The sequence below is a fragment of the Nitrospira sp. genome (genome assembly GCA_037045225.1).
Taxonomy (GTDB): domain Bacteria; phylum Nitrospirota; class Nitrospiria; order Nitrospirales; family Nitrospiraceae; genus Nitrospira_A.
In genome coordinates, this window is the sequence record JBAOHZ010000009.1 from 466192 (window position 1) to 489643 (window position 23452).

At 60.5% G+C, this 23452-nt stretch carries 17 protein-coding genes; 12 read left to right on the plus strand and 5 right to left on the minus strand.

What is annotated here, in order from left to right:
• Positions 1-226: 226 nt before the first annotated feature.
• The 3 genes from ftsH to V9G17_03270 all read left to right on the plus strand — a co-directional run bounded on the left by ftsH (position 227) and on the right by V9G17_03270 (position 4278).
• Positions 227-2011, plus strand: coding sequence for an ATP-dependent zinc metalloprotease FtsH (ftsH, locus tag V9G17_03260; GenBank protein ID MEI2751593.1), 1785 nt, complete (start codon positions 227-229; stop codon positions 2009-2011).
• Between the two features lie 121 nt (positions 2012-2132).
• Positions 2133-3080 (plus strand): cation diffusion facilitator family transporter, encoded by a 948-nt coding sequence (locus V9G17_03265; protein MEI2751594.1) that lies wholly within the window; start codon positions 2133-2135, stop codon positions 3078-3080.
• Between the two features lie 232 nt (positions 3081-3312).
• The gene (locus V9G17_03270; protein ID MEI2751595.1) at positions 3313-4278 is read left to right on the plus strand and encodes a GTP-binding protein; all 966 of its coding nucleotides are present in this window, start codon (positions 3313-3315) and stop codon (positions 4276-4278) included.
• Between the two features lie 5 nt (positions 4279-4283).
• On the opposite strand, the gene V9G17_03275 is transcribed toward V9G17_03270, so the two are convergent.
• The gene (locus V9G17_03275; GenBank protein MEI2751596.1) at positions 4284-4862 is read right to left on the minus strand and encodes a phosphatase PAP2 family protein; all 579 of its coding nucleotides are present in this window, start codon (positions 4860-4862) and stop codon (positions 4284-4286) included.
• A 276-nt stretch (positions 4863-5138) separates the two neighbouring features.
• Complete coding sequence (locus V9G17_03280) at positions 5139-5528, minus strand: hypothetical protein (protein MEI2751597.1); 390 nt, start codon at positions 5526-5528, stop codon at positions 5139-5141.
• A gap of 682 nt (positions 5529-6210) precedes the next feature.
• Between V9G17_03280 and V9G17_03285 the strand changes: the two genes are divergently transcribed.
• Both V9G17_03285 and V9G17_03290 read left to right on the plus strand, forming a co-directional pair.
• Complete coding sequence (locus V9G17_03285; protein ID MEI2751598.1) at positions 6211-6504, plus strand: type II toxin-antitoxin system Phd/YefM family antitoxin; 294 nt, start codon at positions 6211-6213, stop codon at positions 6502-6504.
• On the plus strand, positions 6494-6805 hold the full coding sequence (locus tag V9G17_03290; protein MEI2751599.1) for a type II toxin-antitoxin system RelE/ParE family toxin: 312 nt from the start codon (positions 6494-6496) through the stop codon (positions 6803-6805). The genes V9G17_03285 and V9G17_03290 overlap by 11 nt, the downstream gene beginning before the upstream one ends.
• A gap of 54 nt (positions 6806-6859) precedes the next feature.
• On the opposite strand, the gene V9G17_03295 is transcribed toward V9G17_03290, so the two are convergent.
• Genes V9G17_03295 through V9G17_03305 form a run of 3 tightly spaced genes read right to left on the minus strand, consistent with a single transcriptional unit; the run spans position 6860 to position 7837 of the window.
• The gene (locus V9G17_03295; protein MEI2751600.1) at positions 6860-7228 is read right to left on the minus strand and encodes a hypothetical protein; all 369 of its coding nucleotides are present in this window, start codon (positions 7226-7228) and stop codon (positions 6860-6862) included.
• On the minus strand, positions 7158-7517 hold the full coding sequence (locus V9G17_03300; protein MEI2751601.1) for a transposase: 360 nt from the start codon (positions 7515-7517) through the stop codon (positions 7158-7160). The genes V9G17_03295 and V9G17_03300 overlap by 71 nt, the downstream gene beginning before the upstream one ends.
• 17 nt (positions 7518-7534) lie before the next feature.
• A complete protein-coding gene (locus V9G17_03305; protein MEI2751602.1) occupies positions 7535-7837 on the minus strand; it encodes an integrase core domain-containing protein in 303 nt (100 codons plus the stop codon).
• Positions 7838-7987: 150 nt separating this feature from the next.
• Between V9G17_03305 and V9G17_03310 the strand changes: the two genes are divergently transcribed.
• The 7 genes from V9G17_03310 to V9G17_03340 all read left to right on the plus strand — a co-directional run bounded on the left by V9G17_03310 (position 7988) and on the right by V9G17_03340 (position 23450).
• Positions 7988-8266 carry a hypothetical protein gene (locus V9G17_03310; GenBank protein ID MEI2751603.1) on the plus strand — a complete coding sequence of 93 codons (279 nt, stop codon included), beginning with the start codon at positions 7988-7990 and terminating at the stop codon, positions 8264-8266.
• A 261-nt stretch (positions 8267-8527) separates the two neighbouring features.
• Entirely contained in the window at positions 8528-10633 is a 2106-nt protein-coding gene (locus tag V9G17_03315) for a phospholipase D family protein (GenBank protein ID MEI2751604.1), read from the plus strand.
• Positions 10634-13963, plus strand: coding sequence for a DUF6603 domain-containing protein (locus tag V9G17_03320; GenBank protein ID MEI2751605.1), 3330 nt, complete (start codon positions 10634-10636; stop codon positions 13961-13963).
• Positions 13964-14156: 193 nt separating this feature from the next.
• Positions 14157-16736, plus strand: a complete 2580-nt coding sequence (locus tag V9G17_03325; GenBank protein MEI2751606.1) for a M64 family metallopeptidase — start codon at positions 14157-14159, stop codon at positions 16734-16736.
• Positions 16733-19987 (plus strand): DUF6603 domain-containing protein, encoded by a 3255-nt coding sequence (locus tag V9G17_03330; protein MEI2751607.1) that lies wholly within the window; start codon positions 16733-16735, stop codon positions 19985-19987. The genes V9G17_03325 and V9G17_03330 overlap by 4 nt, the downstream gene beginning before the upstream one ends.
• 20 nt (positions 19988-20007) lie before the next feature.
• Positions 20008-22620 carry a hypothetical protein gene (locus V9G17_03335; protein MEI2751608.1) on the plus strand — a complete coding sequence of 871 codons (2613 nt, stop codon included), beginning with the start codon at positions 20008-20010 and terminating at the stop codon, positions 22618-22620.
• 20 nt (positions 22621-22640) lie between these two features.
• A complete protein-coding gene (locus V9G17_03340; GenBank protein ID MEI2751609.1) occupies positions 22641-23450 on the plus strand; it encodes a hypothetical protein in 810 nt (269 codons plus the stop codon).
• The last annotated feature ends 2 nt before the right edge of the window (positions 23451-23452 follow it).

Sequence of the window (23452 nt, forward strand, 5' to 3'; positions counted from 1 at the left end):
CCTCGTCGCAGACGGTCAGATGCGTCCTAGCTCAGTCCCAGCCTCCCAGGTGCGCCGAACCAAGACATGAAACGCTGGTGTTACGCATGGCGCGGGCCACGCCAGCTCGCTTTCCTCACCTCAACCCGCTTCCCCATTGACTAGTTCGGCTGATTCATGGTCTGGTAAGAGCAGACCTGCGATCATCAAGATCAGATCGCTTCCATACCAACTCGGCACGTCTTCTATGGATCCTAAACAGCGGCAATTTTCCATCTGGTACATGTTCATCGCCCTCTGGGTGCTGATCCTTCTTCAGACGTTTCTCCCCTCGTTCTTCAACCCGACTGAAATCCCCTACAGCGAGTTTAAAGAATCCGTGGCGGCAGGAAAAGTCATCGAAGTCGCGGTCGCGCCGCAGATCATTCATGGGAAGCTGAAAGAGGACAAGGTCTTCCACACCATTCGCATCGAAGACCCGGACCTGCTCAGGAATCTTGCCGAACATCAGGTAAAGGTCACCGGCGTCATCGAAAGCACGCTCTTCCGCGACGTGTTGTCCTGGATTGTGCCGATCGTGCTCTTCTTCGGCGTCTGGTGGTTTCTCTTGCGTCGCATGGGACAAAGCCAAGGCTTCATGACGGTCGGCCAGAGCAAAGCCAAGATCTATGTGGAGAAGGAAGTGAAGGTGACGTTCGCCGATGTGGCAGGCGTCGACGAGGCCAAGCAGGAACTGGAAGAAATTGTCGAATTTCTCAAGACACCCGAAAAGTTTCGCCGGCTGGGCGGCAAGATCCCAAAGGGCATTTTACTCGTCGGCCCACCGGGCACCGGCAAGACCCTCCTAGCCAAGGCCGTAGCCGGCGAAGCCGGTGTCCCATTTTTCTCCATCAGCGGCTCAGAATTCGTGGAGATGTTCGTCGGCGTGGGCGCCGCCCGCGTGCGGGACCTGTTCGAACAGGCCAAGAGCAAGGCGCCCTGCATCATTTTTCTCGACGAACTCGACGCGCTGGGGAAGGCTCGCGGGGCCGGTCCGATGGTCCATGAAGAACGGGAACAGACGCTGAATCAACTGCTGGTCGAAATGGACGGCTTCGATTCACGCGCCGGGGTCATTCTCGTGGCCGCCACCAACCGCCCCGAAATCCTGGATCCCGCCCTGTTGCGCGCCGGGCGGTTCGATCGTCAGGTACTTGTGGACCGGCCGGATAAAATCGGGCGGCTCGCGATTCTGAAAGTCCATGCCCGCAGCATCACCCTCGCCAACCAGGCGGATCTGGAAACGATCGCCGCCATGACACCGGGGTTTGTCGGTGCCGATCTGGCGAATCTCCTGAACGAAGCGGCGCTGCTTGCGGTCCGGCGAAACAAAGACACCGTCACCCTCTCCGAGTTGCAAGAAGCGGTCGAGCGAGTCATCGGCGGGCTCGAAAAGAAAAACCGCGTCCTCAACAAGATGGAACGCGCCCGGGTCGCCCATCATGAGATCGGCCATGCGTTGATGGCCATGTCCATCCCGGGCGGCGATGCCGTGCATAAAATCTCAATTATTCCTCGAGGTATTGCCGCGCTCGGCTACACCATGCAGCTCCCGACTGAAGATCGATTTCTCATGACCGTGTCCGAACTCAAGAACCGGATTGCGGTCCTCCTGGGTGGACGCGCTGCAGAGGAAGTCATCTACGGCGAAGTCTCAACCGGCGCGCAAGATGACTTGCGTAAGGCCACCGATATCGCCAAGAGTATGGTCAAGGCCTACGGCATGAGCGAGAAACTCGGTCAGGTGAGTCTGGAACGGGACCGGCAATCCGTCTTCCTGCAGACCGGCCCTTCGCAGACACCGGGGGACTACAGCGAACACACCTCCCGTGAAATCGACTGTGAGGTCCGCCTGTTGATCGATGAACAGTACGAACGCGCCCGCACCCTCATCACATCCCAAGAGGCCATCCTGCGCAAAGCGGCACAGGTGCTGCTCGAAAAAGAAACGATCAGCGGAGAAGAACTCAAGACACTCGCGGCATCGAACTGAAACCGTCCCGTCTATCGCCACGTCCTCCCGTACCATCCCTCCCACGTGAAGCTGCCCCTCCTCCCGCCCGTAACAAGACCCTGACAACGCCTTGCCCCCGTCGGCCTCTCGTGAGACACTGATGACGATGATTCCCCACACCTACCATGAACTCCGCTCCCGATTGAGGATTGCGCTCGCCCTCAACGCCGTCATCATCGTCGCGGAATTCGTCGGAGGGTTCCTCACGAACAGTATCGGCCTGATCGGAGACGCCGGCCACAACCTCGTCGATCAAGGCTCCCTGTTCTTGGCCTTGTATGCCCATATCCTGACGGCGCGCCCCGCCACCGACAGCCGGACCTTCGGGTATCACCGGGCCGGCATCGTGGCCGCATTCCTCAACTCGTTTCTTCTGCTGCTCACCGCCGCCGGCCTCACGATCATGAGCGCCGAACGTATCCTGACTCCCGTCTCGATCCCCGGCGGCTGGGTGATGCTGATCGCCCTAATCAGCTTCGCCGCCAATCTGTCGATCGCCCTCCTGCTCCAGCACGGCGCGAAAGACGACCTCAATATCCGCAGCGCGTTCTGGCACATGCTGAGCGATGCCTGGGTGTCATTGGGAGTCGTGGTGAGCGGAGGGGCGATTATGTTGACCGGATGGTCGGTCCTCGATCCGCTGGTCAGTCTCTTCGTCGTGCTGGCGATCGTGCGAGGTGCGTGGCCACTCTTTAAAGAATCACTTGAGGTCCTCCTGGAGTCCACCCCGCCCGGACTCAGTCCCGCGCAGGTTGCCGCCACCATCGAGGCCATTCCAGGCGTGAAAAATGTTCATGACCTGCATATCTGGGCGGTTGAACCGCGCCTCATCATGATGACCACACACGTGCAGGTCGATGGGGACGACGAGGCGCTAACGACCGACCTTCTCCAGGCGATCCGAAACCGAGTGACCAGTGAATTCAAGATCAAACATCTGACCATCCAGCTTGAAACGGAATGCTGCCATCCCGAAGCCGTTCATTGCGACTTATCCAAACTCGCCGACCAACATTCACACCCCGAGTTTCTGCACAGCCATCATTAGGCGGATGGTGAAAAAATCCTCCGGCATTGTTCTCGCATCGCTCAGGGCCTCAACGTACCGCAAGGGTACGCCTCGCCTCCTCGCTCGCTGCGGCCGCGCTGGACAGACTTGTTGATCATCCGCCGGAAACCTGGCCTACCATCTGTCCATGATCGCTGCATTCCTTCGTGCCTGGTTCTCGCGTTAGAGCACCAACTAGCCGTCTCACTACCTCAGCAGTTACAATAGCCGCATGACTCAACCGCAGATTCTCCCCGTTCCCTTTTACGTCCTGTGCGGATCGCTGGGCGCAGGCAAGACGACGCTGCTCATGCGCCTCCTGGAATTCTGGAACAGCCAGGGGCACAAGGTCGGCGTACTCATGAACGAGGCAGGCGAAGTCAGCATCGACGGGCCGCGCGCCGGCACCATCGCGGAGCAGGTCCTCAACCTCGCCGGTGGCTGCATCTGTTGCGATACCAAAGACGACCTCGCCTGGAGCATCACTCAACTCGTGCAGGACTACCAATCCACGGTGATCGTGCTGGAATGCTCCGGCATGGCGGACCCCGCGGAAGTGGTCGATGCCGTGACGGATGCCTACGTGTCACGCATCGCGAAGCTTGAGCGGGTCTTTGCCATGTTGCATCCCGTGCCCCTACCCGATAGCGGCATGGCGGAACTCGTGACCCGCAACGCCATTCGTTACGCCGATGACGTAATCCTCAATAAACGGGATCTCTATATTCCCGGTCATTGGGAGCAGTTCCGCAAGATCATCACGCACCACAATCCGTATGGACGGATCTGGGAAACCAACCACGCCAGGCTAGACATTTCAGCACTGCTCGCCGCACCGGCGACACGCACGGTCCCAACCAATGTGTCGTTTGGGGAACTTCCCACGGCAGACGAGAGGCGCGACGCACGCGCACCTCACCACCCCATGGTGACCACGGTGCGGCTTCCGAAGCCGCTCGATCGCACAAAGTTCATGGAATGGACGAAGTCGTTACCGGAGGGAATGGAACGAGCGAAGGGTTTTTTCCGTTTTGCGCAGGAACCTGAATTACAGGAGTTTCAGTTTTTTCCGCCGCGCACCGGCACCGTCTCGCCGGTCATGCTGCTCGATGAACCCGACCACGTCATGGTGCTGATCGGCCGCAACTTCGACCAGGAGAACTGCCGCGCCGCCCTTCTCGCCTGCCTGGCGGAATAGCTGCCTTAGGAAAGTGAGCCGGCCTCGGCCCCCGAGGGAGAGGCCGGCTCAGCAACCGGCCTGAATCGCGACCAGCGGGTGAGTGACCAGGCCACGCCTGCCCCAATCAATCCGCCCAGGACCCATCCGCCGATCACATCCGTCAGGTAATGGGCCCCGATGTAGACGCGCGAAATGCCGATGGCCGCGACCAACGGCCAGCCGATCCAGCCGGTCTTGGGATAGAGCACCTGGAAAAACGCCGCCGCCGCCGCCGTGTTGGCCGCGTGATTGGAGGGAAACGAAAACGCACCGCCGCAGCCCAGCAGTTGGTGCACATCCGCAAGCGTGACACAGGGCCGCGGACGTTGCACCAGCCCCTTGAGTTGTGTCCCCAAGGCATCCGCCGCACCGACAACAGCAGCCAATCCCACCGCGCCGATCAGACATTCCCGGCGATTCGTCCAGAACCAGTACGCCGCGGCGAGCAGAACGGGATACAGCAGATTGCTCGGCTTGGCCAATTCGACCATCACCCAATCGAGCAGGCTCGACTGCCCGGCCACGCCGTTGATGCCACGAAAGAGAATCTCGTCCAAGCCCATGGCGCGACGATAAAGGGTCCGAAGGGATCAGTCAAATGATTCGATACACGGTGAGCGTGAAAACAGGAAGAAGCAATGGCCATCGGGCATTCGGATGCCCGTGTACCAGGTCTGAGAATGGCAATGTGGAGCGTGTCGAGGTGCAGGCGCCTGCATACAATACCGGCACCTGACACCATTCCGCTGCATCTACCCACAGGCCGTCACATTTCACTTCACGCTTCTACACAACCGCACCGTCCCGATTCCCCCACGGCTCGAGCAGCTCGTTATGCGTCACTGTGTTCTCCCGAACCGCTCTTTAAACCCGTCACGTGCTTCGCCGATGAACACGAGTAGTTCATCCTCCGGAACAATGACCACTTCGATGTTGAGGCCAGAGGCTTCCTGACACAACGTATCTGGAATCTGTCCTTTCGCCACGAACAGCTTTGAGGGCCATGTGCCTGCGCGTCCATGCCCTTGCTGCAGCAAACGGCGCGACCCTAGCTCGGACGGCCCCGTGGCGCGGGCGGAATACATTTCCATACCGACAATGTAGCAACTCGCCGCGTCCATCAAGGCGAGGCAATCAAAGTCGCCGTCGTGTTCCGTGACAACAGCCGCATCGTTGAGCCGAAAACCAATCCAGGCATCGTTGACTGTAAATTGATTAGGGTGAAGCATGAGTTGCACTACCCCTGTCGGCTGTTAGCCAGCCTGCTTCAGTCAAAGCCAATGACTCCGAACGCAAGTTCCTCTCGGCCAGGACTGACCGAAAGGAACTCATGATACACGGCCCACACGAAGGTTCAATCGACTTTGATTTCAGCCAGATCTGGAGCATCGAGCACAAAGGCATCGTCATCACGAGCTGTGGAAGTCATCGTTGTGTCGATCACGAAGAAGCTGAGTGCCATCCCGCCTCAAGCCCCGCGTGACTGACTACCTATGTTTAGGCGGATCTGCTTGAGAGCCGGGTCCGACCATTTCAGTCCGTAGAACACGCCGCTCCCCTTCATGAACAATACGCCGTGATGGTTATCATTTCAATGAGTTCCAAGTGCGGATTTCGTCCGACTCTTATGCGGACAGGATCAGAGCCGCCCGTCGATGCCGGTTGCGACCTCACATGGAGATCCATCACCGGATCACGCAGCGGGCGCGCAAGACAGGGAGGAAACCCATCATAAAGGTAGAGCGCAAGCCGCTCAACCATTTCTAGTCCAGGAATCACAGGGTAGCAGGGATAGCCATGAACGCGAATCACCTAAAGGGATCTCCCCCTTTACATCACATGGCATTTTTAGCCTGTGATTGCATATAATCGTACGCTATATTACACGCATAATAAATCATGAGGTACCACATGGCCGTGGCCTACAAGAAGGAAGAAATTCTCAGCGCATCTCGAGTCGCGCGGTCGTTCGGAAAAGTGCTGACCGCGCTGAAGGCCCAGCAGCGGCGGCGAGTCGTCGTCCTCAAGAACAATCAGGTAGAGGCTGTAATCGTGCCGGTGGATGACTATGAAAAAATGGCGGAGGCGCTCGACCTCTTGGAGCATATGGAGATCCATCGCCAAGTGACACAGCGGGCACGCAAGAAAGGGAAGAAAACTGTCACCTTGGAGTCGTTGCTGAAGGAACAGCGCGTTGCGATATAGCGTCGTCCTGACCGTCGCAGCCGCCCAGGACTTTCGACAGCTTGACGGATCGCTGAAAGCACCGGTTGCGAAGCAGCTCAGAAAGCTCGAAACGGCCCCACGGCTCGGCGAGCATCTTGGCAATCGGGCAGGGCTCGATCTCACCGGCTACTACAAACTTTACGCAGCGAAGAAATCAATCCGTATCGTGTACCGGATCATCGACCAAGAGATCCTGGTCGAAGTCGTCGCCATTGGAAAACGGGAAGATCTCGCGGTCTATCAGGAAGCACTCAAACGGTTAACACACCGGAAGCGATAGAAGGGCCGGTCCTCGGCCCTCGCATGCGGCCATCACGGCCTCTGCCTCATCGCCCTACCGCGGAAAATATCTGTGAGAATGGGATGAGTATCCATACTCAACATGGGCCCGGTGAATGACCGCGTCCCGCTGGGCACGGTTGGCACGGAGCCTGGCGGGAAACAGGTCGCTGAGTGTCGGGCGGCCGGCAAAGCGTTGCGCCCGCGGAATCTCTGTGAGCGCCTGCTTGTCCTGGAGATGAGAGTGCAGGCCTTCGACGAATCGTTCGCTGCCAAGCAGCACCTGCCCCTGCTTCTGCTCCCAGGGAGTATCCTGCCCGATTCCCTCGGCGACGAAGGCCCGATACTTCCGCTCAGTAACAGCTCGCTGTCGCCCAAACTGGGCAAGCAGCCACTCCACGTTCAGATAGCGCGGAACAGGCATGAGCCCCGCGGTCGCTCGATAGCTCGACCAAAGATACGTCTCCGGCTTGCGAGTGAGGCGCGCGCACCGGATTCAGCACCACATACCGTGACAGTTCCAGGAGATAGCTGTCCCGCTCCACGACGACCACCTTGAAGCGGCCTTCTAAGACATTGCCCACCCGGCTGTGGCGGCGGTTAAAGGTTTGGGTATAGACACCATTGAGCTGACGCATCGCACTGGAGAGATTAGCCTCGGGTGTTTCCACCAGCAGGTGGAAGTGGTTGCTCATCAGGCAGTAGGCATGCATGTAATGCTCCCCTGAAATCACGCCACCTGAGTTGATTGTTGCACGCGGTATTGGGCCGGGCTCCGATACCCCAGCGCCTGATGCGGTCGCTCGTGGTTGTACCACTGGACACAGTCCCGAATGATCCGCCGCGCCTCCTCACACGTCTGGAACGTGTGTTGCCAGACACACTCCTCTTTCAGGCCCCGAAAAAACCGTTCGATCATTCCATTTTGCTCCGGCGTATACGGCGTGATGAACCCTTGCTGCAGGCGATAGTCACGACAGGCCTGTCGAAACCGCCGACTCTGGAAGATCAGGCCGTTGTCGCTTCGCAGCACGTGAGCCCCGATCGGACGCAGTGTCCCAAACCGTGCCCATTCGCACTGAATCCAAGTTCCGGCACAACTAGGGCTCCTCTTAGGGTCGGCCCTGGACCTCGATGTGGTATGACACTGGTGTACACATCGGGCGAACCCAAGAGGCCTCATATGATCACCACACGCTTTGCACTGATTACCGGATTGCTCCTCAACCTCGGCGGCTGTATGACGAATGCCACCGTCGAGATGACAAAGACGCCGTTCGACGCCACGACCCAATTCACCGACGGCACGACCGGAGCCACTAAGGAGTTTTTCGATCCGACGACCGAATTCACGTCGAGCACGACACCGGGCGTCGCTCGCAGCTCTGGCTGGTGTGTCGGCAGATCGCTGGCCCGACTTTCAAACAACGATGGCAGCGTCCTACTCCACGCTCTTCGATGAGCAGATGTCGGTCGCGCAATCCAGCGAGCGAGTCGTCGAGATTGCCTGGGCACGCGGGTGTGGCATGCAGGCACCTATTGCTCGATGAGTCGCTTGACGCCTGTTCCAGCGGGCTGACGTCTCCCCGAACCGTGCCATCGGTCTCGCTCCGACCCGCATAAATACACGTATTCACACGTGCCTCGACGGTTGACAGGTGCGGGCGACCGGAGTAGTTTTCTCAAGAAATCTCGCACCTCATTCTCCTCCAACGCCTTCATCATGGCCAATACAAGCATCCAGGGGCGAGTCGTATACGCCGGAACGAATCAGGGGATCAAAGGACTCGCGATCGTTGCGGTCGATTTTGATCCGCTCTTCTCCGAGGAGATTCTCAACGAGGACTCCACGCCAGTTTTCAGCGACGACGATGGTTCCTTCAGCATTCGGTACACACCCGACCAATACCGCGTCTGGGTGCTCGATAGGAATCCCGACATCGTGCTCAGGGTCTACGGGCCAGGATTGCGCTTGTTGCACCAAACCGCCGAACACAAGGACGTGACTGACAGTACCCTTACCTTGACCACGATCAATATCCATCGGGCCAACATCGAAGGCTGGTTGGTCACGAACGCGACGCTCGATCCAACTCAGCCTGATCTTCGCGCGGACGGCACTCCCCCCACCTGGACCACCGGCAACGAGGTGGTCATATTGAAAGACGGGGAAACTATGTTTCCCATGTTGACAGACGCCATCAACAATGCGAGTACCTCGATCCATTTCATGAACATGAATTTTTGGCTGGGGAAGGGCCTGGTCACCAAATTCATTCCAGACCCACCTTCGAGCAACGTGCCGGTGAATGGATTGAGGGTGCACGAGATTCTCAAAGTGAAAGCCGCGAGCCTCAGATCCACCAATATCCTCGTTCAGGATATTCCCGTGTTCGGCAGAATATTCGGCGCCGACACAGACGGCCTGGTAGAGGATTTCTTCAAAGGCAGTCGCGCCAGCGTTCGGTCTTTCCCGATCTTTCTTTCTCTGCTGAACCTTCCGTCCTTCATGCATGCGAAAGCGGTCATCCTGGACGGATCCACCGCCTTCGTATTGGGCTCGACCATGTCGCAATCATATTTCGGCGCCCAGGACCACTTGATTCAAGACCGCCGGCATCGCGGCTCTCTGATTCATGACATCAGCGTCAAAGTGGTGGGACCGGCGGTCGAGCATATTGATCGGACCTTTACGACGGTCTGGAACGCGGCGGACTCGTCGTCGTCCGCACTCTCCCCTGCCGTCGCGCAGCCTCCTGCGGTTCAGCCGGGCATTGGAGTGCAGGTCGTTCGTACCCTGCCCGGAGGGACCTTTACGACGTCACACACGGGAGGCCGTGCACTTCCTCACGGGGAAACCGGTGCCCTCGAGGCCTACCAGCGTGCCATCGCTCAGGCCAAAAAGTTCGTCTATCTCGAAGATCAGTATTTTACGGCTCCCGAGATTTTCGACGCCCTGCTTGAGCGGATGCAGATGCCGGAGGCCTCCCAGTTGGAAGTCATTCTTGTGATGAACGCCAAACCCGATGTGTCAGGCTATCCGGAAAGGCAGATCCAACTGATCAGGCAATTTCGCTCGGATCTTGTCACAGCATTGGGCGAGCCGGCGGTCAAGAAACGCCTGGGCATCTTTACTATCTGGAGTTGCCAGGAAGCTGCCGCCAAATACGAGATCATGCCGATCTATATCCACAGCAAGACGGCCATCGTGGATGATCTGTGGGCGACGGTCGGCAGCGCCAATCTGGACGGGGCATCCCTGAACCAGATTCAGCTTGCTACGATTGTGGAACAAAAACTGGCCGACCAGATCGAGGAAGGGAAATGGTGGAAAAGATTGATGATGGGTATCGTCATCTGGCTGTTGACGCCGCTCGTCATCGCCCTCACGACAGCGGTCAAGATCGGAATGGCACGGCCGACGCAACATGCGAATCCAGGCCAAGCAAGGCAGCCGACGAGGTCCACCGAGTTGAACGTGGTGATCTGTGAGAAGCAACCGGACCCTGCGGTTCCCAACCCAACCGTAGTCTCATTCCGTCAATCCCTCTGGGGCGAACATCTCGGCCTCACCTCGCTGTTCCCAGTTCCGGGAACCGGCTGGATCGACTTCTGGAATCAACGTGCCGATGACAAATTGAAGAATCTCCTGAACGAGCCGACCCAACCGGCTGGTCTGCGGGTCAAACACCCAGCGAAGATTCTTGTCTGGCAGCCTGAAAAAGAGGCCGAGCCGTATCTCCGCAGGCTGGGTGTGAAGACGAGCGACCTGAAGATACGGTCAAAGGCGGACAAGTTTGACTTCCAGGCCGGACAATTGGAGCAGTAGGTGGCGAACAAACCTAATACATTCTCCGATGCGGTAATTGGGCTTGGCCAGGTCTTATCGATCCTCAAGGAGGTGGCTCGGAATTCGGGATCGGTCAAAGCCTTTGTCAACTTCTTGGGATGGAAGCTCCCGCCGGGGCTGGACGAGATCGGGCTGACCGGGATTGATCTGACCGACTTTCTCGGAAAGCTGGGCGCTGTTCTGGAATCATCCGAAGCCGAACGGGACGATGAGCTGTTGATGGCGGCTCGCATCGCGGACCTTGCGAGGGCCATGGGCAGACTGGTCCAAGATATCCGCCGTTTCGCCGATGGTCTGCCGACCCGACTCGCCGCGCAAGGCGACTATGTGTCCAGGACCAACATCCATAAGGAACTCCCCCGGCGAACCTTTGATTTATTGCTGACCGGCTATCTCTCGGGTGCCTCTCCGTTCGCCTCCTCCCTGCTCCATTTGATCAACGTATTTGAGTTCAAGCATTTCGACGCCGATGAGAGCCTGTTTCAGGTGGAGCACATTCGCGCCATCATTCATTACAATCATCTGCGAGCGCTGCTGTCCGATCCCCCTCGCTATCTGCAAGAAACGTATGGGTGGGGCACTCCAGATTTTGCCGCTGTGGATCTGCTTAACCGAATCGGTTTGGTCCTTCGTGCGATCGGATCAACGGTTCGATTCGAGCCCATGGACCGCCGTGCCGAAGAAATCCTGCTCGGCCGCGCGATTCCCGAGAGTGAAGCGGCTACGACCTTCCAGCTCTCCACCCGTCTCTATGAGCAGCTAGGCGACATCGGAGGGCTCATTGTTGGGCTGTCGGTATTCGGTGCAAGACAGACTTCACCGAATGCCGCCGACGGCGGGATCGGAGTGCTTCCGATCATACGTGGACAGTTAAACGGAGAAATCCCCCTGCATACATTCGAGAACACGGTCGTTGAGATCTCTGCGGCTGCCAATGTCCTCAGACGAACAGCAATAATCCTTCGGCCGAACAAGCCGTTGGAGGTCCACACCGCCCCCAGTTTGGGTAAGTCGGCGGACGGCCGTGTCATGTTGGCGATCCGTCATGGTCATCCCGACAGTACGCCCGTCTCGCTGGTCTCGTTTCCCGGTGGTGTTGATCTGACCGTCCGCCAGATATCGCTCAGGGGGGGCTACGACAAAACCTCGGAGACCGACTACGAGAGCTTTCTCGAACTCGCTCTGGTCGACGGCAACGTGACGATGTCATTGTCCGAGGCCGACGGATTTCTGGCTGGGACGATCGGTCGGGATCAAATAGATGCGTCTTTCGACCTCCTTCTCGGCTGGACAAGCCAACGAGGCATCTACTTCGAAGGCAGCGGCGGTTTAGATGTGACCTTGACGTTGAACAAGTGCGTAGGGCCGCTGCAGGTGCAGGCGCTGCGTTTGGGCTTTGATGTGCAGGGGGAGGGATTGGATGCGGAAGCCTCCGTAACCGGCACTATCACTGTTGGGCCTATAAGGGCCACGATCGATCGGCTGGGTGTGCTGGTGAACGTGTCCTTCGGCGGGGGCAATCTGGGTCTCTTCGGCCTGTCGCCGCGCTTCAAACCGCCGACCGGCCTCGGCCTGGCGATTAGCGCAGCGGGGGTCACCGGGGGCGGCTTCCTGGGCTTCGATCCGCAACGGGCCGAATACAGCGGCATGCTGCAGCTGGAACTGGCCGAGACCATCGCCCTCAAGGCCATTGGATTGCTCACCACTCGGATGCCCGACGGCAGTCAGGGCTACTCGCTGGTGATTCTCTTGACCGCCGAAGGCTTCACGCCGATCCCCGTCGGCCTAGGCTTCACCCTCACCGGCATCGGGGGATTGGTGGCCCTGCATCGCACCGTCCGCACCGAGGTGCTGCGTGATGGGCTCAAGACCGGCACGCTCAATTCAATCCTGTTCCCCGTCGATCCGCTGCGGAACGCCCCGCAGATCTTTAGCGACCTGCGCCGCGTCTTCCCACCGACCGCGGGCCGCCATGTGGTGGGGCCGATGGTGCAATTGCGTTGGGGGAGTCCGACCCTGCTCACCCTCGACCTGGCCCTGCTGGTCGAATTCCCCGCGCCGATTCGGGTGGTCGTCTTGGGCCGGCTGCAAGTCCTGTTGCCGAACCAGACCCATCCGCTCATTCAGATCCGCATGGATGCATTGGGCGTCTTGGATCTCAGCGCCGAGACCGTCGCCTTGGATGCCACGCTCTATGACTCCCGCATTCTCCAGTTCACCCTGACCGGCGACATGGCCTTGCGCGCGGGCTGGGGGCGAGAGCCCCAGTTCGTGTTGGCCATCGGGGGCTTCCACCCGCGCTTTGCCCCGCCACCGGGATTGCCCGCGTTAAAGCGGCTGGCTCTCCAGCTGGCCGACGGAGACTCACTCCAATTACGCTGTCAGGCCTATCTGGCGGTCACCTCCAACACGGTCCAATTCGGCGCCCGCGTGGATCTGCATGCCGCAGGGGGTGGCTTTAGTTTTGACGGCCTGCTCGGCTTCGATGCGATTATCCAGTTGGCCCCCTTGGCCTTTGAGGTGGAGGTCGGCGCCGCGCTGGCCCTGCGCTATCACGGTCGCCTGTTGATGGGCATCACGTTTCAGGGACGGCTGGCCGGTCCGACGCCCTGGCAGGTGGAGGGCAAGGCCAAGATCAAGTTCCTGTTCTTCTCGGTCTCGGTGTCCTTCTCGCGGACGTTCGGCAGCAAGACGGCACCTCCGCTGCCGGCGGCGGTGGATGTGGTGGACCTAATCGCCGCCGCCCTGGCCGACCAGCGCAATTGGAGCGGAGCCGTCCCACGCAGCAGCGCCTCGGTGGTGACGCTCCGCGAGACAGCCCCCCTGGCCAGTGGTCTCCGCGTGCATCCCTGGGCGGAACTGACGCTACGGGAGCGGATCGCGCCGCTGAACCGACAGATCACAAAGCTCGGGACCGCGCCACTCGTGGGCGGGCCAACGACGGTGACGGTCTCGGTGACCGATCGCGCCGGGGCGCAAGCCTGGCGGACCACGCCGGTCCACGAGCCCTTCGCCCGGGCGCAGTTCGAAGACCTGCGCGAGGACGAGCAGTTGGCGCAACCGGCGTTTGTGCCGTTACAGGGCGGCCTCACGGTAGCGGCCGACGATCTGGCGGTGGATGACGACGCCGGTCTGGCGGCGCCGATTGCCTATGAGACGTTGGTGCTGGATCCCACGCGACCGCCGGAGCGGCCGAAACCGGGGTATGTGCTCTCGGCGGCGGTGTTGGCCCGCGTCGCCCCCTTCGGCGCCGCCGGCCAGGCCCCGGCACGGAAACGGCGGCGAGGGAACACCGTCGCGGTCGCATAATATGGAATCGTGCAGATTCCATCATCGCAATACACGTATTTTCCACGGAGACGAATTTGACAGTTTTTCACGAGCGGAGTACTTTCGGCTCTTCCTGCAGGAACGGTTGTGACCCTGTGTAGCCAGGCAACACGAGGCTAGGTGTTTCATCCATCCGGCAGCACGAATATCGCCACAGACGGTCTACGCCACCATGCCGATAACCGGGATCAGATGGAAAAACAATCGGGAGTACGACATCCACCTCCTGCGCGGCAGAACCTTGCCGGCACTACTCAATACAGTCGATATCGAACTTCCTGACGGTACGACGCAAGACGCCGCGGCTTACCTGGCTGCCAATGCGGACGTGACGATCAACTTTCAACCCTCATTCAGAAATGTGCTCGACCTCACCGTGACGCCGCCGGCCTGCTCCGGATTCGGTATCACGATCAATAATGACAACGGGGAAATCCAAGTGCCTGCGCCTCCCGGCCCGGTCACGACCATTCATAATTTCCTCCTTCACGCCACGGCGCAGGATTCGAGCGACGGTAAGGAATACCGCATCAGCATCCGGATTCATCTTCATAACCGCGTGACCTCCGCCTGGCTCACGCCGCCGATCCTGACCTTGCGGCCGGACGGTTCACCTTTGCCGCAAACCACGTTCAGACGATTCAGTGTGCGCGCGCAGTTCGATGACAATACCGTCGGCGACCTGAGCAATCATCAGGGGCTGACGTGGAGCCCCCTGGCCAACGTGGAACCATCAGGCCGGTTAATCATTTCGGTTGGGAATGGCCCGAGCGACCCAGCCGTGGAGATCACGGCAACACTTCCGGCAGATCTGCGGGATCCCGGCAACCCCACGCCACCAGAGATCAGGGCGAGCGCTCATATTCGCTTCGCATCTGACTGGGCTGTGGAACCCACCATTCGAACCGAGATCGTGCAAATCCAGGACACCTGGCCCGGGACGATCAATCCCGAACTCGTCCCCAATTTCCTCTTCCTGTGCGACGGCTACACCACCGACGACAAACCGCAATTCGAATCTCAAATCAGGAGCCTGTTAGGCCTGATGAAGAAAAGCCGCCTGACACGCCCTTTCGACCTCCTCTCCACGTCGATGAATTATTTTCAGGCCTTCGTGCCTTCAAGCCACCATGGCATTTCGGTGCTCTGTGAAGTCTATCCTTCGCAACGGAACAACGGGGACGTGCGGACCAATGCCGACGACACCGTGGACCTCTACTGCGTGCCCGATCCAGAGGATCCATCGGCAGGAAAACCCTGGGAACTCAACAATCTCCTCTTCAGACTCGGCCTGCCCGTTCCTGGCCAAGGGCTCGATCGGCCGATCAAGGAAATCCGCGACTATTGGGATAGCATCCTCGACGACGTGCCGCATGACAGGATTTCCAATAAGACCGTCCGACATTGGCAAAAGTTGGCGAGACGGACATTTTTCGAGGAAACCGATTCGACCTTCGGACTGGCCTACGGAGACTATCCCAACCTGTCGGACGGCAGCGATACGGAATTGGTGGGATTTCATCCACGACGGATGTCACGCATACGGGTGGATCCGATTTTGAACCGCCTGCGCGACGGCCACGGCAATCCGATCGGTCAACTGTGGGCCGAACGTTCGGACGGCACACTCCCCAACAACTACCCACTGATCTTCCTTTTCTCTTCGCTCAAATGGGATCGAGGGGTGAACTACGGCCGCGGGTACATCGCCATGAACGTCGAAGAGCGATACGAAATCCCGGCCAGACCTGTCTCGGGCAAACCGACCTATCGCATCGATCTCACCGGCCGCATCACCAAGAATATCTCCCACGGACGTCTGATCCGCGGTTGTCACGAGGTGGCGCATTCGTTCGGCCTGGGCGACGAGTACAGCGAAAATAGAAAGGGGACGTTGCCGCAGAGCATCCAGATCGATCAGAAATACGGCAACCTCCAAAAACACAGCGACCTTATCGACGTGTTCAAGGACATCGACGGCGACCTCATCAAATGGCGCTGGCATCGCATCCGCAAAGCCACCGTCGTCATGGGCCCCATCGACCGAGCCACGCCAGGCGTCTTCCGCATTCCGATCCCCTTGGGTCAAAGCCTACAATTCAAGCAGGGCGATACGGTGCTCTTGCGCGCTCGACGATACCCCAATCCACTCCCGCGCAATCCGGATGTCAGCGAACAGTTACAGATCGTCGGCTTGGCGGACCCGGGAGGGGTAGCTGACCTCTCGAAGCCGGAAGGCCCGGACAATCCCCTGGGCGCCGCCATCCTGGTCTCCCCCAAAGCGGGCCACTCGTTTACTGCAACCGACGCAGGAAGGTTCGATGTAGGTTGCGTACTCTACCTACCCGTTGAAGCCAGCGAATCAGCCCGCTCCGAGGACTACCCTTTCGCCGAACTGATCGCCCTGGACGTCAGAGACCACATCACGAACCGCGGCTGCGCACTCAACCAGGACCCCGATAGCAACCAAATCTGCGTGCCGGACGAGAACGACATTCAAAAGCCCAAGAAACTGGATATCGATTTTCCCTGCTGCTTCAAACATAAGAACCGGATCGTCGGCTTGTTTACCGGCGGAAAAACATACCATTGCGGGATCTATCACCCCACGGGCAACTGCATCATGCGCAACTCGGACAGTGACGGGAAGGAGTTCTGCCCCGTGTGCCGATACCTGCTGGTCGATATCATCGATCCGCACAAACATTTCTCCATCGATCTGGATTACGGCGAGATCTATCCGCAGAAATGAGCACCACGGCCGGCACATTCGAACAGGTCGCGCGCGCCATGATCGAGGCTTCGGCGCCGTTGCGTCGCGCGTTGGGGAGTACCGACGCGTTCCGATCCTTCATGCTGCGCCTCGGCTGGGAAACCACTTCCGTCCCTCCGGCCTATACGCAATTGGGGACTGCCATTGCCGAAGCCATGCAGGCGGTAGAAGCCCTGCGAGATGATCCGACTGAGAGCGAGATTCTGGTTCTACTCGGGAAAGCCAAAGCCAGCTATCTCGCAATCAATCGAATCGATCAGGCGCCACCGGACGTGGATGCGAGCGCGTTTCTGAGCCAGATCGGTGAGCGGTTATTTGAGGTCCTGCTGACGGACTACCTCGCCGCTCATCAACCGGCACTCTTCAATTGGCTCTCGATCCTCAATGTCATCGAAACGGAGAGCATCCCGCCCACGGCCCATCAGCGCGGCCATATACGCACGCACTTTCATTGGCACAATATTCCGAAGATCATTCGCGATCCATTGTCTCTCCCGCACACGGTGTACGGATGGGGCACGCAGGACTTGAAGTTTCCATTGCTGCTCCAACACCTCAGCGAACTGTGCTTCGCATTCGGTTTTCCCGTGTTCATCGGCAAGGCAGAAGAATCCTTGGCCAACGGTTACTCAGACGAGGACGAAGAACTCGATGAGGATTCACAGTGGCTCAAGATCCCGTTCTATTACATTACGATCGCCGACCGGGAACTCGAAGCCGCCATCAGCATCGTGGAACTGAAAGGCAAGGGCTCCACCTTGCCCGGCCTTGCCATCCAACCTCACATCCCCAATGAGTTCCCGCTTACCCTGCGCCTGGCGTCGACCATCGATTTGCGGGTGCGCGCGGGCACCAATGCCGCCTCCCAACTCGGCATCGTGCTCCGCCCCGGCGACGCGTCGATCAAGTACCCCTTCCAACCGGGAACGACGCCCCCCTCAGCCGGCATCGGCATCGGGTTCGATTTCAAACCAGCTACGCCGACCTTGCTGCTCGGTTCACCAAAGGGCACGCGCCTTGAATTCCAAGGCGGGTCGGTCGACCTCGGGGCCTCCTCCGTCGACAACGATCTGGATATTCAGTTAGCGGCTCAACTCAAGGGGCTCACGCTCGTCCTTCAGCCGGGTGAGGCCGATTCATTCCTGCACAACCTGCTCGGCGACAGCGAACGCCGCATCACGATCCCGCTCGGCGTTGAATGGTCTCGACGCAACGGCGTGCACTTCGCCGGGAGCGAGGCCTTCGAGACGTTCCTGCCTGCGAATCTCTCGATCGGCCCCGTCACGGTCAAAGGTATTGCGCTGCAACTCTTCGCGCCAACCGACCATTCCGCGGATCTGACCCTGGCAGTCGGGGTACAGATCTCCGGGAAACTCGGCCCGGTATCGTTTGCTGTGGAAGGAATGGGATTCCGCCTGCAAACGACCTTTGCTCAAGGTAATGTCGGTCCGTTCGATCTTGCCCTCGGCTTCAAACCGCCGGCGGGCCTCGGCCTGGCGATTAGCGCGGCGGGGGTGACCGGCGGCGGCTTCCTGGGGTTCGATCCCCAACGGGCCGAATACAGCGGCATGCTGCAGCTGGAGCTGGCCGAGACCATCGCCCTCAAGGCCATTGGATTGCTCACCACTCGGATGCCCGACGGCAGTAAGGGCTACTCGCTCATTGTCATCTTGACCGCCGAAGGCTTCACGCCGATCCCCGTCGGCCTAGGCTTCACCCTCACCGGCATCGGTGGATTGGTGGCCCTGCATCGCACCGTCCGCACCGAGGTGCTGCGTGATGGGCTCAAGACCGGCACGCTCAATTCAATCCTGTTCCCGGTCGATCCGCTGCGGAATGCCCCGCAGATCTTCAGCGACCTGCGCCGCGTCTTCCCACCGACCGCGGGCCGCCATGTGGTGGGGCCGATGGTGCAACTACGCTGGGGGAGTCCGACCCTGCTCACCCTCGACCTGGCCCTGCTGGTCGAATTCCCCGCGCCGATTCGGGTGGTCGTCTTGGGCCGGCTGCAAGTCCTGTTGCCGAACCAGACCCATCCGCTCATTCAGATCCGGATGGATGCGTTGGGTGTCTTGGATCTCAGCGCCGAGACCGTCGCGTTGGATGCCACGCTCTATGACTCCCGCATTCTCCAGTTCACCCTGACGGGCGACATGGCCTTGCGCGCCGGCTGGGGGCGAGAGCCCCAGTTCGTGTTGGCCATCGGCGGCTTCCACCCGCGCTTTGCCCCGCCGCCAGGATTGCCCGCGTTAAAGCGGCTGGCCCTGCAGCTGGCCGACGGAGACTCACTCCAATTACGCTGTCAGGCCTACCTGGCGGTCACGTCGAATACCGTCCAGTTCGGCGCCCGCGTGGATCTGCATGCGGCGGGAGGTGGCTTTAGTTTTGACGGCCTGCTCGGCTTCGATGCGATTATCCAGTTGGCCCCCTTGGCCTTTGAGGTGGAGGTCGGCGCCGCGCTGGCCCTGCGCTATCACGGCCGCCTATTGATGGGCATCACGTTTCAGGGACGGCTGGCCGGTCCGACGCCCTGGCAGGTGGAGGGCAAGGCCAAGATCAAGTTCCTGTTCTTCTCGGTCTCAGTGTCCTTCTCGCGGACGTTCGGCAGCAAGACGGCGCCTCCGCTGCCGGCGGCGGTGGATGTGGTGGACCTAATCGCCGCCGCCCTGGCCGACCAGCGCAATTGGAGCGGAGCCGTCCCACGCAGCAGCGCCCCGGTGGTGACACTCCGCGAGACGGCCCCCCCGACCAGTGGTCTCCGCGTGCATCCCTGGGCGGAACTGACGCTGCGGGAGCGGATCGCGCCGCTCAACCGGCACATCACGAAGCTCGGGACGGCGCCACTCGTGGGCGGGCCGACGACGGTGACGGTCTCGGTGACCGATCGCGCCGGGGCCTCACCCTGGCGGACCACGCCGGTCCACGAGCCCTTCGCGCGGGCGCAGTTCGAAGACCTGCGCGAGGACGAGCAGTTGGCGCAACCGGCGTTTGTGCCGTTACAGGGCGGCCTCACGGTGGCGGCCGACGATTTGGCGGTGGATGACGAAGCCGGTCTGGCGGCGCCGATTGCCTATGAGACGTTGGTGCTGGATCCCACGCGACCGCCGGAGCGACCGAAACCGGGATATGTACTCTCAGCGGCGGTGTTGGTCCGCGTCGCGCCCTTCGGCGCCGCCGGCCAGGCCCCGGCGCGGAAACGGCGGCGAGGGAACACCGTTGTCACGATGTAATTCAACCGGAATGACACACCATGCCTGAACAAACCGCAGCCATCTATCGATTTTACTCTTGGCTCAGACAAGGACTCCTCGCGGGTCTCTCCGGCCCCGGCGCGTCCAGCCAGCCCACGGCGGGGCGCCTCTCCCTACCCGTCCGCCTCAGGGTGAACGACCGTGCGCCCATCGACGTCAACGTGCAACTCTACGGTCCCGGCGACATCACCGGCCTGGACGCGCGCGAGATCATTCGCACCGAACCCCACGCGCACATGACCGACTTCGAGCCGAATTATTTTCCGGCTATCGAATTCGATCACCCCGACTTTCCGTGGCTCTTCACCCCGGCAGCGGCGGATAACGCACGACGCTTGCGCCCGTGGGTCTGCTTGATCGTCGTGCCCAAGGAACGAGCCACGCTCAAAACGAACCCACATCGGCCCTTGCCGACGATCACCTGCGCCCTTGAAGACTTGCCCGACCTCGACCAGTCATGGGCCTGGGCCCATGCCCAGATCGTGGCCGGCCAACACTCGACGCCCGATCCCACGCCTCGCGCCACGCTGCAGCAGATACTCAAGGACCATCCCGATCGCACACTCTCGCGGCTGCTGGCTCCACGCCGACTCGATCCCAATACCGCCTACTACGCCTGTCTCGTGCCCACCTACGACGTGGGGAGAAAGGCCGGTCTGGGCGAGCCGATCAAACCCGAAGAGGAGCAAGCCTTAAAACCAGCTTGGGCGAAAACCGACTCGTCCGGGCCGATCACATTGCCGGTTTTTTTCCAGTGGGAATTTCGGACCGGCCTCGCGGGAGACTTCGAATCACTCGCACGCCGCTTGAAAGCCCAACCCCTGCCGTCCACCGTGGGCTTACGGCCCGTGGACATCCGAACTCCCGGATGGGGCATGCCGACGTTGCCGCACGGCGCACCAGGCAGCCTGTTGGATCTGGGTGGAGCTCTTCTCACTCCCGAGACTCAGCCGCGTGTCTGGCCCGATCCACCGCGTAAGACGTTCCAGCTGGCTCTGGGCGCCATCCTCAACGCACCGGCAGCCATGACCGGCACGAGTGGATCTCCAGCGCTCCTCGGCCCGCCGCTCTACGGACAATGGCACGTCGATCGGGACAACCTGCCGTCCGCCGACCAACCGCCGCACTGGTTCCGCGATCTGAATCTGGATCCACGTCACCGCATCGCCGCCGGCATCGGCACCATGGTGATCCGCAACGAGCAGGAGCCGTTGATGGCCTCGGCCTGGGACCAACTGGAACAACAACGGCGGGATCGGCAGCGGCTCAAGCGCGCACAGTTGGCCGAAGCGGTCGGTGACAGCCTCTCCAAGAAACACTTCGCGGCGCTCGACCCGGCCGGGCTGCTGCAACTCACGGGACCGGCGCTGCGGGCGTTGACCGGCATCGCCACGTCCCTCACGACGCCGCCGACTGCCACGGACAGCCTGTTATCCGGCCATCCGGCCGTGACCGGCGCCTTTCGCCGCCTAACCCGCGCCAATGGTCCGATCGCGTCTCATGCCGCCACATTCGACGCCCTTCGACTCCCGATCACGTCGCCTGCTTCGACGGCTGGCCGGCCGTTTCTCCCGCTCATGGAATTCGCCGTCGCCACCAAACAGCGACAAGTGCCGGCACTGCGCGAATGGTCGGATCTGAAGGTCGAAGTACTGCGACGCCTGGCCTCGAAGGAAACAGTCTTGGCCGCGGTGAAACAGACGATGCCCACCGTCGAGAATACGGAGCTGACGACTTTCGAGCCGAGTTTTCCTCAACCGATGTATGAACCCTTGCGCGACTACGCACCGGATCTGTTGTTGCCCGGCATGGAGCAGGTGCCGTCAAACACCATTGCACTCTTAAAGACCAATCCGGCATTGATCGAAGCCTACCTGGTCGGGCTCAACCACGAGATGAGTCGCGAGTTGCTCTGGCGAGGATTTCCGACCGATCAACGCGGCACCTACTTCCGGCAATTCTGGGATGCCGGCGGCGATGAACTGCCCGCCACCGACGCGCAGCGCGAATCTCGCTTCGACATCACGCGGATCACCTCCTGGGCAGCGGAGAGCCCTCTCGGATCCCACAGTGCGCGCGGCTCAGCGGTGGGCCAGATAGTGCTGCTCATTCGCGGCGACCTCCTGCGACGTTATCCAAGAGCCATGGTCTATGCCCTCGAAAGTGTCTGGTCTGCGGACGGCACCAGGCGTGAGCTGGGCACGACGGAACGTTATCCGATTTTCCGCGCCACGCAGGCACCTGACATCACCATGCTCGGCTTTCCCCTCACCGAGGATCAGGTGCGTGGAGCGGACAACAAAGCCGGAGGACACCCGGGCTGGTTCTTCGTGCTGCAGGAGCAGCCGACAGAACCGCGATTCGGCCTGGACATCGCCACGACCTATGGCGGCACGCCCACCCATTGGCCCGACCTGACATGGGGACACCTGGCACCGGACGAAGCCGCGCTCAAACGGATTGTCTATGTGCCGATAGACGGCCTGTTGAACAATACCGTGGTCGATCAGATTCCCTGGGGGAAAAATTCGGCACATATGGCGACCATCACCAGACAACCGCCGTTCCGCGTGGCGGTCCATGCCAGAACCTGGCTGCCGGGCCGGCAGTAGCGACGGAAAGAGACGAGATCATGCCCTACTTAGAACAAGAGACCACGCGACTCCAGACGGCCCTGCAGGCCTTGGCTGCGCAACAGACGACGTTGACGACCCAACTCTCCACCCAACAGCAGGCGGCGACGGCGGCACAGGCCCAGCGCACCAACGCACAAAATGGGACGACCCAGGCCCAGGCGCGCATTCTGCCGCTGCTGGCCGCCGCCGCCGCCGCAGACGAACAGGTCGCCGAGGCGCAACAGAACCTGCTCGATGCATCCGAACCGCCCGCCGGCATTCCCCCGGCGACCTGGAGAGCGCGTCTGGCTGCGCTGCAAAGAAAACTTGCTCAGGCCAAAACCGCCGCGACCGCAGCCCATGCCAAGGTGACCGACGCGCAGCAGGGGGCAGCACAAGCGCAGGCGCAGGTGCGTGCTGCAGATGCTCAGATTGCGGCGGCAACCGCCGCGGTGCAAGCCACCCAAGCAGCGATCGCCGCCCTGCACCTCCGCCGGCAGGAACTCCACGCCAAGCTCACCGAGATCGAGCGCATGAATGTAGAGATCACGCGCGACCCGATGGCGAGGGAGGCCCTGCAACAGGTGGCGGCGGAACTTTCGGCCCGCACAGCGACGTTGGAAGATTCCCTTCTGACGACGCGGTTCGAGCTGGAGGATGCCGAGACCCTACTCGCCGGCTTACTCACCAGGCGCAACGAACTGACGACGCTTCTCGCCGGCCTGGCGACGCAAATTCCAGAGGCGGAGGCGCAAATGGCGGCGGCCCAACGGGCGCTGGCGGAAGCCGAAGCTGAAGTCACGACACTCTTGCAGGACGGCCCCTAAGT

Excerpts from the sequence above, each read along its gene's own strand:
- V9G17_03270 (MEI2751595.1), top strand. The coding sequence starts at position 3,313 with ATGACTCAACCGCAGATTCTCCCCGTTCCCTTTTACGTCCTGTGCGGA.
- V9G17_03325 (MEI2751606.1), top strand. The coding sequence starts at position 14,157 with ATGCCGATAACCGGGATCAGATGGAAAAACAATCGGGAGTACGACATC.
- V9G17_03300 (MEI2751601.1), bottom strand. The coding sequence starts at position 7,517 with ATGCATGCCTACTGCCTGATGAGCAACCACTTCCACCTGCTGGTGGAA.
- V9G17_03340 (MEI2751609.1), top strand. The coding sequence starts at position 22,641 with ATGCCCTACTTAGAACAAGAGACCACGCGACTCCAGACGGCCCTGCAG.
- V9G17_03275 (MEI2751596.1), bottom strand. The coding sequence starts at position 4,862 with ATGGGCTTGGACGAGATTCTCTTTCGTGGCATCAACGGCGTGGCCGGG.
- V9G17_03280 (MEI2751597.1), bottom strand. The coding sequence starts at position 5,528 with ATGCTTCACCCTAATCAATTTACAGTCAACGATGCCTGGATTGGTTTT.
- ftsH (MEI2751593.1), top strand. The coding sequence starts at position 227 with ATGGATCCTAAACAGCGGCAATTTTCCATCTGGTACATGTTCATCGCC.
- V9G17_03330 (MEI2751607.1), top strand. The coding sequence starts at position 16,733 with ATGAGCACCACGGCCGGCACATTCGAACAGGTCGCGCGCGCCATGATC.
- V9G17_03315 (MEI2751604.1), top strand. The coding sequence starts at position 8,528 with ATGGCCAATACAAGCATCCAGGGGCGAGTCGTATACGCCGGAACGAAT.
- V9G17_03295 (MEI2751600.1), bottom strand. The coding sequence starts at position 7,228 with ATGCCTGTTCCGCGCTATCTGAACGTGGAGTGGCTGCTTGCCCAGTTT.
- V9G17_03265 (MEI2751594.1), top strand. The coding sequence starts at position 2,133 with ATGACGATGATTCCCCACACCTACCATGAACTCCGCTCCCGATTGAGG.
- V9G17_03285 (MEI2751598.1), top strand. The coding sequence starts at position 6,211 with ATGGCCGTGGCCTACAAGAAGGAAGAAATTCTCAGCGCATCTCGAGTC.
- V9G17_03310 (MEI2751603.1), top strand. The coding sequence starts at position 7,988 with ATGATCACCACACGCTTTGCACTGATTACCGGATTGCTCCTCAACCTC.
- V9G17_03335 (MEI2751608.1), top strand. The coding sequence starts at position 20,008 with ATGCCTGAACAAACCGCAGCCATCTATCGATTTTACTCTTGGCTCAGA.